The organism is Pseudomonas putida, assembly GCF_005080685.1.
In the GTDB taxonomy this organism is placed as follows: domain Bacteria; phylum Pseudomonadota; class Gammaproteobacteria; order Pseudomonadales; family Pseudomonadaceae; genus Aquipseudomonas; species Aquipseudomonas putida_V.
This window is the reverse complement of record NZ_CP039371.1, coordinates 2957377-2971224: the sequence shown is the minus strand read 5'-3', so window position 1 is coordinate 2971224 and position 13848 is coordinate 2957377. Positions and strand designations below refer to the sequence as shown.

Annotated in this window: 10 protein-coding genes; 9 read left to right on the top strand and 1 reads right to left on the bottom strand. The window is 65.4% G+C overall.

Annotated features, from left to right (window positions below; genetic code table 11):
- Window positions 1-20: 20 nt before the first annotated feature.
- Window positions 21-2492, bottom strand: coding sequence for a TonB-dependent receptor (locus E6B08_RS13715; RefSeq protein WP_136914512.1), 2472 nt, complete (start codon window positions 2490-2492; stop codon window positions 21-23).
- A 389-nt stretch (window positions 2493-2881) separates the two neighbouring features.
- Between E6B08_RS13715 and E6B08_RS13710 the strand changes: the two genes are divergently transcribed.
- From E6B08_RS13710 to E6B08_RS13670, 9 genes are all read left to right on the top strand, one after another.
- Window positions 2882-4285, top strand: a complete 1404-nt coding sequence (locus E6B08_RS13710; protein ID WP_136914511.1) for a purple acid phosphatase family protein — start codon at window positions 2882-2884, stop codon at window positions 4283-4285.
- Window positions 4286-4388: 103 nt separating this feature from the next.
- Window positions 4389-5309: a GGDEF domain-containing protein gene (locus E6B08_RS13705; protein WP_136914510.1), complete on the top strand. Its 921-nt coding sequence runs from the start codon at window positions 4389-4391 to the stop codon at window positions 5307-5309.
- The gene (locus tag E6B08_RS13700) at window positions 5306-6325 is read left to right on the top strand and encodes an AraC family transcriptional regulator ligand-binding domain-containing protein (RefSeq protein WP_136914509.1); all 1020 of its coding nucleotides are present in this window, start codon (window positions 5306-5308) and stop codon (window positions 6323-6325) included. Before E6B08_RS13705 ends, E6B08_RS13700 begins: the two co-directional genes overlap by 4 nt.
- A gap of 41 nt (window positions 6326-6366) precedes the next feature.
- Entirely contained in the window at window positions 6367-8016 is a 1650-nt protein-coding gene (locus E6B08_RS13695) for an MFS transporter (protein WP_136914508.1), read from the top strand.
- Entirely contained in the window at window positions 8013-9158 is a 1146-nt protein-coding gene (locus E6B08_RS13690) for an HlyD family secretion protein (RefSeq protein WP_136914507.1), read from the top strand. Before E6B08_RS13695 ends, E6B08_RS13690 begins: the two co-directional genes overlap by 4 nt.
- 10 nt (window positions 9159-9168) lie before the next feature.
- Window positions 9169-10080 carry a LysR family transcriptional regulator gene (locus E6B08_RS13685; protein WP_136914506.1) on the top strand — a complete coding sequence of 304 codons (912 nt, stop codon included), beginning with the start codon at window positions 9169-9171 and terminating at the stop codon, window positions 10078-10080.
- Between the two features lie 107 nt (window positions 10081-10187).
- Window positions 10188-11381 (top strand): CaiB/BaiF CoA transferase family protein, encoded by a 1194-nt coding sequence (locus E6B08_RS13680; RefSeq protein ID WP_136914505.1) that lies wholly within the window; start codon window positions 10188-10190, stop codon window positions 11379-11381.
- The gene (locus E6B08_RS13675; RefSeq protein WP_136914504.1) at window positions 11378-12316 is read left to right on the top strand and encodes a hydroxymethylglutaryl-CoA lyase; all 939 of its coding nucleotides are present in this window, start codon (window positions 11378-11380) and stop codon (window positions 12314-12316) included. The genes E6B08_RS13680 and E6B08_RS13675 overlap by 4 nt, the downstream gene beginning before the upstream one ends.
- A gap of 87 nt (window positions 12317-12403) precedes the next feature.
- Window positions 12404-13735, top strand: a complete 1332-nt coding sequence (locus E6B08_RS13670) for an MFS transporter (RefSeq protein WP_136914503.1) — start codon at window positions 12404-12406, stop codon at window positions 13733-13735.
- Window positions 13736-13848: the final 113 nt, after the last annotated feature.

The window sequence follows — 13848 nt, the reverse complement described above, 5'->3', positions numbered from 1 at the left end:
CTATCCCTGAAGACGATGGATCAGAAGTGAGTAAGGGTCAGGCCGAGCTTGTAGGTCGGGCCGTACTCTTCGTACTGGGCGTTGTAGCGGTGGCTGCCGGTGTAGACGTAGTAGGACTCGTCGGTGATGTTCTGCGCCTCGAAGGTCACCTGCAGTTCGGGGGTGATGAAGTACCCGGCCTTGAAGTCGACGTGCAGCGAATCATCGACGTACTGGTCATGCGCCTTGTCGTCGATGGCGCCGACCTCCAGCAGGTAGCCGGACTTGTAGTTGGCGGCCAGGCGCATGTTGAAGCGGTCGTTTTCCCAGCCGACCATGAAGTTGCCGACGGTGTCGGACTGGTTGGGCAGGTCGATGTCGCGCTTGCCGCCCGGCCCCTTCAGGGTTGCGTCGGACTTGCTCAAGGTCAGGTTGGCGCCCACCAGCACGCCGTTCCAGGGCGCCGGCAGCCAGTCGAACGTCTGCGAGTAGGCAAGCTCCAGGCCGTACAGCTTGGCGCCATCGCCGTTCTCGTAGGTCAGCGCCTCGTCGAAGTCGACCCATTGGCCGCTGCCGGCCAGGTCGGTGCTGTAGATGAAGTGGTCGATGTCCTTGTAGAACAGGAACGCCGAGGCCACGCCGGCACGGCCCATGTAGTGCTCGATCCCCAGATCCAGGTTCATCGACTCCAGCGGCTTGAGCTCGGGGTTGCCGAACGAGGCATCGGTGTCGTCGATGACGAAGCCCGGCGCCAGCTGGCCGAAGGTCGGGCGCACCACGGTATTGGTCCAGGCTGCACGGACCGCCGTTGCCGGCGTCAGCTGATAGCGTGCGTGCAGGCCTGGCAGCCAGTGGTCGTAGCGGTTGTTGCTGCTGATGCCCTCGTACACGCCATCGCGCAGGCCGGTCCCGTTGGCCGAGAACTCGGTGCCCTCGTAGCGCAGGCCGGCGATCAGGCGCCAGTCGCCGATGTCCAGGGTGTTCATCAGGTAGGCGGCGTTGATGTCCTCGCTCATGTCGAAGTCGTTAATGCGCGATGCTTCCTCGTCGTAGAACGCTGCCTTGTCGAGGCCGCCGATCAAGCCCTTGATCGCGCTGGCACTGATGCCGTTGCCGTAATGCCCCAGGGCATAGTCGACACTGCCGCTCTGGTAGTCGACCAGGCTGATGTCATCGAAGTCATCAAAGACCCAGGTCTCGGTGTCGCTGGTCTTGTCGCGGCGGCTGACCTTGCCGCCGAACTTCACTTGCGAGGCATTGCCTTGCCACTCGTAGTCGCGGGCCAGGTCCAGGCGGATGTTCTTTTCCTGGTCCTTGCCATCGACCTTCTCCCACTCCACTTCGTCGAGGGTGAAACGCGTCGGGTCGTAGAAGTCGCTGCCCACGCTGAGCGTTGGCTTGCGCGTGCCGTCGAAACCGACGTCGTCGAAGTCGCCGACGAACTTGGCGCCGGCGATACCGCCTGGGTCGTGCTCGGTGGCCTGGCTGTAGCCGGCCTGGGCGCTGACGGTCCACTGGTCGATGATGCGTTCGCCACCCAGCACGTAGGACTGGATCTCCTGGGTGTCCTCACGCGACTTGATATCGCGCCAGCCTTCGGCCTCGCCCCGCGCGCCGGAGGCCTGGGGGTCGGCGAACTCCAGGCCCATGGCGTTACGCGTTTCGGTGTCCTTGAACCTGCTGTAGAGGGTGCGCAGGTAATAGTTGGAGAAATCGTCGGGCTGGTAATCGAAGTTGAGCCCCAGACCGGTGCGCTCGCGGGTGATTTCGTAGTCGCGTGCCTCGACTTCCTCGAGCCGGGCGCCGTCGCCGAAGTCCCAGTTGCCACCGGTTTCGACGTTGTCCGAGCCGAACTTGCGCTTCTGCCAGCTGAACGCTGCGGCCACACCGAAGTTATCGATGCCATCACCCAGGCTGAAGCGGTCGCTGACCGCACCGGAAAACTTCGGGCTGTTGCGATCGACGTTGGTGTCGTGGCTGGCTTCGCCGCTGAGGGTGTAGAACAGCCCGTCATGGTCGAAGGCCGACAGGCTTTCGACCTCGATGGTGCCGCCCAGGGAGTTGGCGTCCATGTCCGGGGTCAGGCTCTTGACCACCGACAGCGACTGCACCAGCTCGGCCGGCAGCACATCGAGGGCGACGGCGCGGCGATCGCCTTCGGGGGCCGGCACCAGGGTGCCGTTGATGGTCACGCTATTGAGGTCCGGGGCGATGCCACGCACGCTGACGAAACGCCCCTCGCCCTGGTCGCGCTCCACCGACACACCTGGAATTCGCTGCAGGGCTTCGGCGGCGTTGTCATCGGGCAATTGGCCAACGCCGTCGGCATGCACCACGCTCTCGATATTGTCGGAACGCTTCTGCTCCTGCAGCGCCTTGTCGATGCTGGCGGCCTGACCGATCACCTCGACCCGCTCCACCGTCTCTTCCTGGCCCCAGGCGGGGGCGGCAGTGATGGCGACGGTCAGCAGGCTGACCCTGAATCCGGCATTGCGGATGTGACGAAACGGCATTGCCACCTTGAAATCCTCGCTTGCAGTGGCCCGGTGTGATCCCGGGAATGGCTGCGAAAGCTAGAAATTGTGTGTGGCAGTTACGTGACAGGTTCTGGCTCGAAGGCGCTGAAACGCTCGATTTCAGGGTGTTTCGTGGTGAAGTTGAGCTGATATGACCTGTGTAGGAGCGGGTTTACCCGCGAACACCGGCCCCGCCGGTGCCATCCACCGCGGTGTGTTCTTCGCGGGTAAACCCGCTCCTACAGGGGGCTGTATCGCCCGATAAAATCGCGTTTTTTCTGACAGTCACCTGAGCCAAATCGACCCCCTACCGCGTCACTGAACCGTCATCTGGCTTTGTTTCCTTTGCGCCCCAACACGCCTTACGGGCCTATCGAGGAAACCCCATGCATCGCCCCCTGCTGTTCGCTACCCTACTCTGCGCCGCCCTACCCCTGGCAGCCGCGCCGCCCGAAACGCAACCGTTGCCGCGTTCTGCGGGCCTCCCATACGCCGCCAAAGGGCTGGCCGATCGCATTGTGCTGACCCCCGGGCAGGACGCCGCCACGCAGATGGCTGTCAGCTACCGCACCGACCTGGCCCAGGCCGACGCCGTAGTGGAGCTGGGGCCTGCCCTCGCCGGCCCCTCGCTGGCCGCCAAGGCCGGGCAGGTAGGTGGCAGTACCCAGCGTCTGGACAGCGACAACGGCCCCGCCAACTACCATCAAGTTCGCCTGGACCATCTGCTTCCAGACACGGCCTACGTGTACCGGGTAAAAGGCAGTGCCGGCTGGAGCGAATGGCACCAGTTCCGCACCGCCAAAGCCACTTTCGCCCCCTTCACCTTCGTCTACCTCGGCGACACCCAGAACGACATCCTCGCCATCGCCTCGCGCACCATCCGCCAGGCCCTGCGCAGCGTCGCGCATCCGGCCCTGGTGGTGCATGCCGGCGACCTGGTGGCGTCGCGCGACGACCTGGCCCACGACGACGAATGGGGCGAATGGAACCAGGCCGGCGGCTGGTCGTACGCAGCCATCCCTCAGTTGCCGGCGTTCGGCAACCACGAGTACCTCGACACGCTCAATCCGGACGGCAGCGAAAGCCGGACCCTCAGCCCCCATGTGCCCGCCCAGTTCGCCCTGCCACGCAACGGCGCGGCCGGCACCCAGGCCACCAGTTACTTCAGCGACTACCAGAACGTGCGCTTCGCGGTGCTCGACGGCACCTCCGCCCTTGACCTCGGCACCCTGCAGGCGCAAACCCGGTGGCTGGAAGTCACCCTGCGCAGCAGCAAGGCACGCTGGAACATCGTGGTCATGCACCAGCCGGTCTACACCTGCGCCCGCCCGGACGATACCGAGGTGCTGAAAGCCGCGTGGCAACCACTGCTCGAACGCTACAAGGTCGACCTGGTGTTGCAGGGTCACGACCATTGCTATAGCCGCCTCACCCATGCCGAGGGCCGCGCCGCCACCCAGGCCGCGCAACGCGGCAAGCGCGCCATCGGGCCGGTGTACATGGTGTCGGTCACCGGCTCGAAGATGTATGGCCTCAACGACCGTGCCCTCACCCAGCCCGATCGCATTGCCGAGGATACCCAGCTGTACCAGACCATCGAAGTCGAGCAGAACCGCCTGCGGGTGCGCGCCTACTCGGCCGACGACCAGCTATACGACGCCTTCGACATCCAGCGCGACGCCAAGGGTCGCAAATTCCTGCACACGCCCAAGCTGACCCTGGCCGAGGAACGTTTCTGCCGCGAGAGCGCCGGGCCGGACGGATTGCCCTGCACCACGCGGGGCAAGTGAGCGTCATCGGATTGAGATAAACGCGCTGCATGCTGCGCAAAACGCCTGCGCAACAGGCAAGCCAGCGTCGGCCTCGACGACACCGAAGAAGGATGCTCCGCACATGCGTCTCGCCCCCTTACTCAAACAGCACGGACTGACCCTGGCCGGGCTGGTCGTGGCGGCCAACTGCGGTCTGCTCATCTACCTGGCGGCCGGAACCCTCAAGACCTGGGCCGAGATCAACTGGATGGACGTCGCCGGCGAAGGCGGTACCTGCCTGATTCTCTGCGGCTGGCTGGTGATGCTGCTGCGCGGACGTCCGGCCGGGCGGGTCACCCGCCTGCTGTCGCTGGGGCTATGTTGCATCGCCTTTTCGATGTGGATGGATACCCTCGACGAGTTCATCCGCCTGGCGCCCGAGGCGGTCTGGGACAACTGGCTGGAAACCGCGCCGATGCCGGTCGGCATGTTGCTGATGACCCTCGGCATGTACCACCTGCAGCAGGAACAACGCGCCATTACCGAACAGATGCGCAAGCGCGAGCAGTTGTTTCGTGAACACCGCCTGTTCGACAAGTTGACCCCGCTGGCCGGCGCCCAGTATCTGCGCCAGCACTTGCAGCAGGCGCTGCTGCAGGCGGCGGGTGAGCAGCAACCGCTGTCGCTGGTGGCCATCGACCTGGACAGCTTCAGTGAGATCAACCTGCGATACGGCCAGGACGAAGGCGACCAGGTGCTGCAAGTTGTCGCCCAGTTGCTGTTGCTCAACCTGCGCCAGCAGGACATGCTCTGTCGCCTGGCTGGCGACCGCTTCGTCGCGGTGCTGCCCAACACTGGCGAGCGCCAGGCCCAGGCCATCGCCGAAGACCTGCGCCTGAGCGTGACCCACCTCGCCCACCGCAGCCACCGTCATGGCGAACGCCTGCAACTGTCTGCCACGGTCGCCACTGTAATGGCCTTGGAAGAAGACCCGGCGCAGTTGCTCAGGCGCCTCAACCTGGCGTTGAGCCGAGCCAAGCCGCGCCAGGTACGCAGCGCATGAACGGCTACGAAGGCGACAGCCGTTTCATTGCCGCCCACCACCTGCCAGCGGGGCTCATCGACCTGGCCCGCTCGCGGGGTATCGACACGCACCACCTGCTGCGCGGCTGCGAGCTGTTCTATGACGACATCATCACCGGCAACGTGGTGATCAGCCCGCACCAGTTCCTGCGCCTGATCGGCAACGCCCAGCGTCTGCTGGACGCCGCCGACAGCAGCTTTCTCTATGGCCAACGCCTGTGGCCCGGGCACTATGGGCCGGCCAGCCTGCTGCTGGAGCAGGCCGACCATCTGCTCCAGGCCTTGGAGCGAATCGGTCAATATCGGACCCTGCTATCGCCGCTGCTGTCGCCAGTGCTGCACCTGGACGACCGCTACCTGCACCTGCACTGGCGCGAAAGCTGCGCGGTCGATGAGCACCGGGTGTTCCTGCTCGAAGCCAGCATGACTGCGGTGGTGGCACTGGCCCGGCGTCAACAGCAGGTCAAATTGCCCTGGCGCTTCCAGTTCGCCCATGCCGAACCTGAGTATGTGGAGCAATACTGGGTACATCTGGGCGATGCGCTGAGCTTCGACTGTCCGTCGACGGTGATGAGCCTGCCCCGCGAATACCTGCTGCAACCCTGGCCCGCTGCCGGCTCCACCGCCCAGCAAGTCGCTCGCCAGGCCTGCGAGGCACAGTTGGCGGCCTGGGGCTGGCACAGCAGCTTTCTCGACTGCTTGCACGCGCATCTGCTCGGGCTGATCCGCCAGCCGTTGAACCTGGAACGTGTGGCCGCGGCGTTCGGTAACAGCCCCGCGTCGTTCAAGCGGCGGCTGGCCCGGCATGGCACGCATTTTCAGGAACAGCTGGACCTGGTACGCCGGGACTTGGCGTTGTACCTGTATCAGATCAAGGGTTATGGCAACGACGAAGTCGCGCAATACCTGGGTTTCAACGACAACACCAACTTCCGCCGCTCGTTCAAGCGCTGGACTGGCCGGGTGCCCAGCGAGCTTGGGCTGTTACTGGGCTGACCCCATAGGCAGCCACGCGGCGCTCGGATAAAGTTCGCTGCATGGACAAATACACCCCGCGAGCGTGGCTTCCCCACGAAAAACCCACCCTACCCGGTTCGCCCTCGACGCCCCTGCACAGCACGGCCAAACGCCTGGCCTTCGGTGTGGTCGGGTTGCTGGTGGCGATCACCGGTGGGCTGGGCAACGCCCTGGTCACCGCCAACCTGGTGTTTCTCCAGGGCGCCCTCGGTGCCACCAGCGCGGAAATGGCCTGGCTGCCCGCCGCCTACGTGATGACCAACGTCTCGATCAACCTGTTGCTGGTGAAGTTTCGCCAACAGTTCGGCCTGCGTGCCTTCACCGAGGTGTTCCTGGTGCTGTACGCCTTGGTTACCTTTGCCCACCTGTTCGTCAACGACCTCAATTCGGCCATCGCCGTGCGTGCGGCCCACGGCATGGTGGGCGCAGCGCTGAGTTCGTTGGGCTTGTACTACATGATCCAGGCCTTCCCCGAGCGTTGGCGCATCAAGGCCGTGGTGCTCGGGCTCGGGGCATCGCAGTTGGCACTGCCGTTGGCGCGGATATTCTCCGAGGACTTGCTGCTGATCGCCGAATGGCGCGGCCTGTACCTGTTCGAACTAGGCCTGGCACTGACGGCGCTAGGCTGCGTACTGTTGCTCAAGCTGCCACCGGGAGACCGCTACAAAACGTTCGAGCGCCTGGACTTCCTGACCTTCACGTTGATCGCCGGCGGCACTGCACTGCTCTGCGCGGTGCTGTCGCTGGGGCGCATCGACTGGTGGCTGGAAGCGCCGTGGATCGGCATCGCACTGGCGTCGGCCATCGCCTTGCTGCTCACCGGCCTGGCCATCGAGCACAACCGCAGTAACCCGCTGTTGATGACTCACTGGCTGGGCAGCGGCGCAGTATTGCGCCTGGCCTTGTGCGTGGTGCTGATCCGCATGGTCACCTCCGAACAGTCGACAGGCGCGGTAGGTTTCCTGCAGGCGCTGAACATGGGCAGCGAACAGATGCGCTCGCTCTACGCGGTGATGCTGCTCGGCGCCTTGACAGGCCTTGCCATCAGCGCGCTAACCATCAGCCCGCAGCACCTGATGATGCCCCTGGCGTTCTCGCTGCTGGCCATGGCCACGGGCGCGTTCATGGACAGCAGTTCGAGCAACCTGACGCGGCCGCAACAGATGTACCTGAGCCAATTCCTGCTGGCATTCGGCAGCACGTTCTTCCTCGGCCCTGCGATGGTCCTGGGCATGAGCCATGTACGCACCAATCCACGTAATCTGGTGAGCTTCTCGGTACTGTTCGGGATCTGCAACAACCTCGGCGGCCTGATCGGCGCGGCCCTGCTGGGCACGTTCCAGACCTGGCGGGAAAAATTTCACTCCAGCCACCTCACCGAGCAGCTCAGCTACCTCGAGCCGCTGGTCAGCGCGCGCGTGCAAAGCGGCGGCGCGGGCTATGCCGGTATCCTCGCAGACCCGGCCTTGCGCAGCGAAGCCGGCACCCGCCTGCTGGCCACCGCAGCCACCCGCGAAGCCAACGTGCTGGCCTACAACGATGTGTTCATGTTGATCGGCAGCATCGCCGTGCTCACCATGATCTGGATTTTCATGCGCGGCACCTGGCTCTGGTACGCCTCCCGCCAGGCCGCCTCCTCCGATACCACCAGCGGCGCTGCCACCCGATGACCGAAGAAACCCGTACCACGACCACCAACGCCATCGCCGACACCCCGGAAGGCAGCCCAGTGCCCAGCCAACCCGGCCCGCCGCCGCGCTCGCGGCGGGTGCGCATCCTGTCTTCGCTGACCTTCGCCGCCGTGGCCCTGGCCGGCATCCTGCTGGTGCTGTACGCCTGGCGCCTGCCGCCCTTCAGCAGCGCCATCGAAAGCACCGAGAACGCCCTGGTGCGCGGCCAGGTGACCATCATCGGCCCGCAACTGGCCGGCTACATCGTCGACGTGCCAGTGCACGACTTCCAGTTCGTCAAGGCAGGCGACCTGCTGGTGCAGCTCGATGATCGGATCTACAAGCAGCGTCTGGCCCAGGCCATCGCCCAGTTGCAGCAGCAACGGGCAGCCCTGGCCAATAACCTGCAGCAACGCAACAGCGCCGATGCCACCATCGCGCAACGCCGTGCGGCCATCGACGACGCCGCAGCCCAGGCCAGCAAGGCCAGTGCGGACCTGCGTCGCAACCAGGCGCTGGTCACCGACGGCTCGGTATCGCGCAGCGAACTCGACCTGAGCCGCGCGAACCAGGCTGCAGCCGTGGCCAGCCTGGCCCAGGCCAAGGCGGCGCTGGAAATCGCCCGCCAGGACCGCGAGACCGTGGTGGTCAATCGCGCCTCCCTGGAAGCTGCGGTGGAAAACGCCAAGGCGGCAGTGGAACTGGCGCGCATCGACCTGGACAATACCCGGGTCACCGCCCCGCGGGACGGCCAGCTCGGCCAGATCGGCACGCGCCTGGGGGCCTACGTCAACTCCGGCGCGCAGTTGATGGCGCTGGTGCCGGATACCCTGTGGGTGATCGCCAACATGAAAGAAACCCAGATGGCCAACGTGCGCATCGGCCAGCCGGTATCGTTCACCGTGGATGCGCTGAATCACCTGAAACTGCACGGCCATGTGCAGCAGATATCGCCCGCCACCGGTTCGGAATTCGCCCTGCTGCAGTCGGACAATGCCACCGGTAACTTCGTCAAGATCGCCCAGCGCATTCCGGTGCGCATTACCGTCGATGCCGATCAGGCCGACGCCCGTCACCTACGCCCAGGCATGTCGGTGGTGGTGAGCATCGATACCCGTGTGCAACCGACGGCCCAACCATGAAAACCGCGCCATGCAACTGAACAACCTGATCCGCCGCCTCGACCTGGTGACCCTGCAGCTGTTCGTGGCCATCCATGAGGAAGGTAGCCTGACCCGCGCCGCCACCCGTGAGGCGATCGCGCTGTCGGCGGCGAGCAAGCGCCTCAACGAGCTCGAGAGCGCACTGGGCACGCCGCTGTTCGCCCGCCAGGCACGTGGCATGCAGCTGACGCCCGCCGGCGAAACGCTGCTGCACCATGCCCGGCGCATGTTGTTCAACCTGGAGAAGATCGGCCTGGAACTGGGTGAACACCTGCAAGGGGTGCGCGGCTATGTACGGATGCTGGCCAACCTGTCGGCGATCATCCAATTCCTGCCCGAGGACCTGGCCGAGTTCTCCGCGCGCCACGAGCGGATCAAGGTCGAGCTCGAGGAGCGGCCGAGCAACGGTGTGGTCCAGGGGCTGCTCGACGGCGTCGCAGACCTTGGCATCTGCTCCAGCGATTGCGATACGCGCGGGCTGCACACCGTGTGCTACAAGCGCGACCAGCTGGTGCTGGTGGTGCGCGCCGGGCATCCGTTGGCCGAGGCCCGCCAGGTGGCGTTCAGCGACACCCTGGACAACGACTTCGTCGGGCTGCATGCCGCCAGCTCGATCAACATGCGCAGCGTCGAGGCGGCACGCCGGGCCGGCAAGGTACTGCGCCTGCGCATCCATGTGCCGAGCTTCGACGCGGTGTGCCGCATGGTACAGGCCGATATGGGCGTCGGCATCCTGCCGCGCAAGGCCTTCGAATTGTTCGGCGCGGCGCTGGGGCTGCATGCAGTGGCCTTGCAGGACGAGTGGGCCGAGCGCGAGTTGCTGCTGGTGGCGCGTGAGCGCGAGGCCCTGTCGCCGGTGAGCCGCCTGCTGTTCGAGCACCTAAGCGCTGCACAACCCTGAGCCAGCCTTCGCGTTTGGCGAAGGGTTGTTGCCAACACAGGAGTGGTGCGGTAAGCGGCGGCTGCTTAGGCTCTACCTCAAAGTCCAAGAACAAAGAGGTACGCAGCATGCCTGCTCCGCTCGAAGGTATAAGGGTCCTGGAAATCGGCACCCTGATCGCCGCCCCCTTCGCCGCTCGCCTGCTCGGTGAGTTCGGCGCCGAAGTCATCAAGATCGAAGCCCTGGGCCAGGGCGACCCCCTTCGCAAGTGGCGAAAGCTGCACGAGGGCACCTCGCTCTGGTGGTACCTGCAATCGCGCAACAAGAAGTCGCTGGCGCTCGACCTCAAGGCCGCTGAAGGCCTCGACATCGTCAAACGCCTGCTGGCCGAAACCGACGTGTTGATCGAGAACCTGCGCCCCGGTGCCCTGGAAAAACTCGGCCTGGGCTGGGACGTGCTGCACGCGCTCAACCCCAAACTCACCCTGGTGCGCATTTCCGGCTACGGCCAGAGCGGCCCGTACCGCGACCGCCCCGGTTTCGGCGCGATCGGCGAAGCCATGGGCGGTATCCGCTATACCACTGGCGAACAAGGCTCGGCACCGGCCCGCGCCGGGGTGAGCCTGGGTGATTCGCTGGCCTCGCTGCACGCGGTGATGGGCGCCCTGCTCTCGCTGTTCAACGTACGCGCCAATGGCGGCGTCGGCCAGGTGGTCGACGTGTCGTTGGTAGAAAGCGTGTTCAACCTGATGGAAAGCCTGGTGCCCGAGTACGACCTGCTCGGCCATGTCCGCGAGCGCAGCGGCGGCTCGCTTCCGGGTATCGCACCGTCCAACACCTACCGCACCGCCGATGGTGCTTTCGTGGTCATCGCCGGCAACAGCGACCCGATCTTCCGTCGTCTGATGCAGGCCATCGGCCGCCCGGAACTGGGCGAAGCGCCAGAATTCGCCCACAACGATGGCCGCGCCGCGCAGTCCGCATTGCTCGACGACGCCATCGAAACCTGGACCCGCCGCCATGGCATCGACCAGGTGCTGGCCGCGCTGGAAGTGGCAGAAGTACCCGCCGGGCGCATCTACTCGGTGGCCGATATCGTCAACGACCCGCACTACAATGCCCGCGGCATGCTGCTCGACAGCCAGTTGCCGGATGGCACACAGGTGCGCATGCCGGGCATCGTGCCCAAGCTCTCCGCCACCCCGGGGCGAGTCGACTGGCAGGGCCCGGCGCTGGGCGAGCATACCGACGCGCTGCTCGGCGGCCTTGGCCTGGATGCCGAACGGATCGCCCAACTGCGGGCACAGGGGGTGGTGCAATGATCCCTGCCAACCCCGACCGCATGTTGATCCAGGAAGTCGCCCCGCGTGACGGCCTGCAGATCGAGCCCACCTGGGTGCCCAGCGAAGACAAGATCAAGTTGATCGATGGCCTGTCGCAACTGGGCTTCAGCCGTATCGAGGCGGGCTCGTTCGTGTCCCCCAAGGCGATTCCCGCGCTGCGCGATGGCGACGAGGTGTTCCGCGGCATCCAGCGAGCACCGGGCGTGGTCTACGTGGCGCTGATTCCTAATCTCAAAGGCGCGGAACGGGCCCTGGCGGCTGGCGCCGACGAATTGAACATGGTGCTGTCCGCCAGCCAGTCGCACAACCTGGCGAACATGCGCATGCGCCGCGAACAGTCCCTGGCCGGCTTCGGCGATATCGTCCAGGCGGTGCAGGGCCGATCGGTGAGCCTCAACGCCACGGTGGCCACCGCCTTTGGCTGCCCCTTCGAGGGGCGTATCGAAGAAGACCAGGTATTGCGCCTGCTCGATGCCTACCTGGAACTTGGCGTGCAGGGCGTGACCCTGGCCGACACCACCGGCATGGCCAACCCGCGTCAGGTCGAACGCTTGGTCCGGCGTAGCCTGGAGCGCCTGCCAGCGGCGATGCTCACCTTGCACTTTCACAACACTCGCGGCCTTGGGTTGTGCAACGTACTGGCCGCCTTCGAAGCCGGTGCCCGGCGTTTCGATGCCGCGCTCGGCGGGCTGGGCGGCTGCCCGTTCGCCCCGGGGGCCTCGGGCAACATCTGCAGCGAAGACCTGGTCAACCTGTGCATCGAAACCGGCATCGCCACCGGTATCGACCTCGACGGCCTGCTGGCCTTGTCGCGCGGGCTGCCCGCGCTGCTCGGCCACGAAGTCCCCGGGCAACTGGCCAAAGCTGGCCGCAACTGCGACCTGCACCCGCTGCCAGCTGGCCTGCCAGCCTGATTCACCGCTGTAGATCGGGGGCTTGCCCTCGCCAGAAAACAAGAACAACAGGGCCGCCCACGGGTGGCCCGACTGGAGAAACTACCCATGAGTCTTACTGCTCTGCAGTCGGCCGCCGATGGCGTGGCCGACAATGAAAAAGCCCTGATCCGCAAAGTCGCCTGGCGCCTGATGCCGCTGATCATGATCTGTTACCTGTTCGCCTTCTTCGACCGCATCAATATCAGCTTCGCCAAGTTCCAGCTGCAGACCGACCTGGGTTTCAGTGACACCGCCTATGGCCTCGGCGCGAGCCTGTTCGTGGTCGGCTACGTGCTGTTCGAGGTGCCCAGCAACCTGATGCTGTACAAGGTCGGCGCACGCCGCTGGATCGCCCGGATCATGATTTCATGGGGCCTGGCCACGGCGGCAATGGTGTTCGTCACCACCGAATGGCAGTTCTATGCCCTGCGCTTCGTCATTGGTGCGATGGAAGCCGGTTTTGCGCCCGGCGTGCTGTACTACCTGACGCTGTGGTTCCCGCGCCACTACCGGGGCCGCATCACCTCGTTGCTGTTTCTTGCCTCGGCGTTCGCCGGTTTGGTCGGCGCGCCAGTCTCCGGCCTGGTGCTGGGCCACCTGGATGGCGCCTTGCAGATGCGCGGCTGGCACTGGCTGTTCCTGCTCGGCGGGGTGCCGTGCGTGGCCTTGGGCCTGTTGGTGCTGACCCTGCTCAAGGACCGTATCGAGGATGCCGGCTGGCTCGATGCCAGCGAAAAACGCCTGCTGCTATCGCGCATCGACCCGCCACAGGCCGGCCATGGCCAGGGCTCGCTGTTGCAGGCGATCCGCATTCCCGGCTTCCTGACCCTGGGGCTTATCTACTTCCTGATCCAGATCGCATCCTATGGCCTGAACTTCTGGGCGCCTCAGCTGATTCGCAGCGCGGGCACCGAAAACCCTACGGTGATTGGCCTGCTCACCGCCGTGCCGTACATCTGCGGCGCCATCGCTATGATCGTGTGTGGGCGATTGTCCGATGCCACGGGCGAGCGGCGCTGGTTCACTGCCGGATTGATTGCCCTGGGCGCGGTGGGCTTCCTGTGCGCCGGCCTGTTCGATGACAACACGCCGTTGCTGCTCATTTCCTTGGGCCTGCTGGGCGCTGGGGTGGTCGCATCGATCCCGAGCTTCTGCGCGCTGCCACCGAAACTGCTGGCCGGCGCTGGTGCAGGGGCTGCGGGAGGGATCGCGCTGATCAACACCATGGGCCAGTTGGGCGGCATCGTCAGCCCGGTGCTGGTGGGGCGTATCCGCGACCTGACCGGCACGACTACGCCGGCGCTGTACCTGATCGCCGGGGCCTGTGTGGTGACGGCGCTGCTGCTGATGTTCGCCCTGCCTGAAAAATTGCGCAGCCGGGATGTGCCGAATCCGTAAGTCGCTCGTTACCGCATCGCCTCCTTCGCGGGGCAAGCCCGCTCCCACAGGCACGGCACCGGCCATGGTATCAGTGGAGGTCCTGTGGGAGCGGGCTTGCCCCGCGAAGGCAA